Annotated in this window: 2 protein-coding genes and 1 pseudogene; 1 reads left to right on the top strand and 2 read right to left on the bottom strand. The window is 67.9% G+C overall.

Going from position 1 to position 2,648, the window contains the following annotated elements; genetic code table 11:
* A pseudogene (locus ACWEBX_RS39025) lies at window positions 1-439 on the top strand (alpha/beta hydrolase); the annotation flags it as partial.
* Between the two features lie 305 nt (window positions 440-744).
* Here ACWEBX_RS39025 and ACWEBX_RS39030 read toward each other — a convergent pair.
* Complete coding sequence (locus ACWEBX_RS39030) at window positions 745-1,128, bottom strand: hypothetical protein (RefSeq protein WP_451889448.1); 384 nt, start codon at window positions 1,126-1,128, stop codon at window positions 745-747.
* A 275-nt stretch (window positions 1,129-1,403) separates the two neighbouring features.
* Window positions 1,404-2,648, bottom strand: a 1,245-nt coding sequence (locus ACWEBX_RS39035) for an MFS transporter (protein ID WP_451889449.1), incomplete at its 5' end; no start/stop codon positions are given.

Here is a 2,648-nt window from a genome sequence, read left to right on the forward strand (position 1 = left end):
GGCCGGCGAGCCGGTCGGCGACGAGATCATCGACGCTCTCGTCCTCCCGCTCGTCGAAAAGGCGGTCCCGGAATGGCAGGCCGCCCTGGACGCACTTCTGTCGCTCCCCGAGATCGGTGGCCCGGTCGGTTACTCGGGGGGAGTGATCTCCATCGGCGTTCGCCTTGCGGCAATCGAGCCGCGCATCGTGGCCGCCGCTCTCTTCGCCGGCAGTTTCGTGCCTCGTGCCATCGTCGAGGAGGCCCGCCAGGTCTCCATTCCGCTGCACGTCCTGCTCCAGTGGGACGACGAAGGCAACAACCGGCAGGCGGCCCTCGACCTGTTCGACGCCTTCGGCTCCAAGGAAAAGTCCCTGCACGCCAATATGGGCGGGCACACCGGCGTCCCGCAGTTCGCGGGGGACGCCGCGGCCCAGTTCTTCACCCGCCACCTGACGTGAAGCCGGGCCGCCAGGCCACCAGCAGACAGTAAGTCATCCTGACCAGGAGGCTGCTCGCCGCGGGAGGGACCCGGCGCTCCTTTGCTGCTTGTCCCGTGGGCCCTTGCCAACTCGGCAGGGGCCCACGCTTGTTGGGCGACTTTCTGTATGAGCACGAGAGTCACGCAGCCCCTGGGCCGTGCTCTGCCTCCTCGACGTGAACTGCGTGCACGAAGGCCGCTCGCCTGACGGGGCGATCGTGAGCGGCCAGTGCCGGGCGGCCGCGGTCTCACCACTGTGCGGCATCTTCTGAGCACGTGCGGACTTCAGGTGTGTTTGCCCTGGTAACGGCCAAGGCGGGTGCGCCCGCCCTGGTATCGGTCACCGTCCTGCGAAGTCCCGGGTACTTCCGGCGCGAGCTGTCCGGCTTGGCCTCTGGCGACGCACAGCATGACGTATCCAGTCCGCAGAAGACCGATGACGGAGCCGAAGCTCAACCACCAGTAAAGGGCTGCCAACAGATGGGCAGACAGTGCCCAGTCCATGAAGAGCGCGGCGAACAGGGCCGAGGTGAAAAAATTGAGCGTCAACAGTGGCCAGCCGGAGTCTGTTCTAGCTCTGTTGAGTTTCTGCCAAGCCGTTCGTGGCACGTGAGTGGGGTGCGGGCTGAACTGGCGCTTGAACCGGCCCATGAAAGATCGTTGCTTCATGAGGGCATGGAACAGTCGAAGACAACGTCCGTGCAAGCCCCTACTGAGGAAGTTGACGTCCCGGCCGGTTGCCCCTCGACGCCTGAGTCAAGCCGGTGCGATGCAACGGGGTCCGATCGAAGCCCGAGTCGTACGTGGGGCACCAATGATGTCGGCCGTCCATCAGGAGCAGCGGCGGGGACGGGCTGCTCACCTCGCCCCGAGCATCGGTCAGAGGCGGCCAACGGCCGGGTCGATTCGGGCCGGTGGCCGTCCCTGACGTGGTGGAGGACCGGTCAGCGTACGGCCCGGATGGGCAGGATGCTCAGCGCTCCGAGGATGGTCAGGATGATGCCCGCGACGAACAGTGCGCTGTAACCACCGAGTACTCCGATCACCGCCGCGGCGACGGCTGGTGCCAGTGCCTGCGGAAGTGCGTTGGCGACATTGAGAACCCCCATGTCCTTGGCGGCGGCATCGGGTCGGGGCAGCACCTGTGTCATCAATGCCGTGTCGACGGCCATGTACATCCCGAAGGCGAAACCCGAGACGATCGCGTAGGCGAACATCGACGCCTCGCTGCGCAGGATCAGGGGCAGGGTGAGGGCGCCGGCCATACCGAGGCTCGAGGCGACGACGAAGGGCTTGCGACGGCCGACGCGGTCCGACCAGGGGCCCGAGACGACGATCATCACGATCATGCCGGGCAGCATGGCCAGGCTCAGCAGCGGCACCAGGTCGTTGGAGCGGTCGCGGGACAAGCCCAGATAGTCGTCGAGGACGTACAGCTGGTACGACGAGACGCAGTAGTAGCCCAGGATGAGCAGGAAGCGGCCGAGGAACGCCCAGCCGAAGTCGGGGTGCTTGCGGGGGCTCACCCAGAATCCGGCGAGGAAGGCCTTCCAGTGGAACGCCTCGCCCTGCGGGGCGGGGGCCGCGGGTTCCTTGTTCAGGAGCAGGAACACCGCGGTGCCGATGACGACCAGGATGCCGAAGACGGCGAAGCCGAGGCCGAGTGCGTGTGCGAAGCCGGCGGCGAGGGCGGTGCCCGCGATGGCGCCGAGCATCTGCGCGAGTCCGGCGGCGGACGAGAAGAATCCGCGCCGGTGTTCGGGCGTGCGGTCGGGGATCACGGCGGTCAGCGGGGCCTGGAGGCCGTTGAGGAAGATTTGTGCCAGCGCCCAGGCCACGCCGATCCACAGCAGGTTGTTGCCGAGGCCGAGCGCGATGAGTGACAGTCCGCCGAGCAGTGCGCCGCCCGCCATCCAGGGAGCGCGTCGGCCGAACCGGCCGTGGGTGCGGTCCGAGAGGGCGCCCGCCAGGGGGTTGGCGAGCATGGCGCCGAACGCGCCGACGGCGCTGATCACGCCGAGGGAGGTGGACTTGGAATCCGGGTCGACGTCCGCCACGAGATTGGCGAGCAGGACGGCCGGGACGGCGCCGTAGACGGCGTACAGGGCGATGCTGTTGGCCATCAGACCGGTCAGCAGGCGCCGCTCGCCGGTGGCGGGGGCCGCGTCCGTGGGCTGTCCGGCGGATAC

Source organism: Streptomyces sp. NPDC005070, assembly GCF_053600395.1.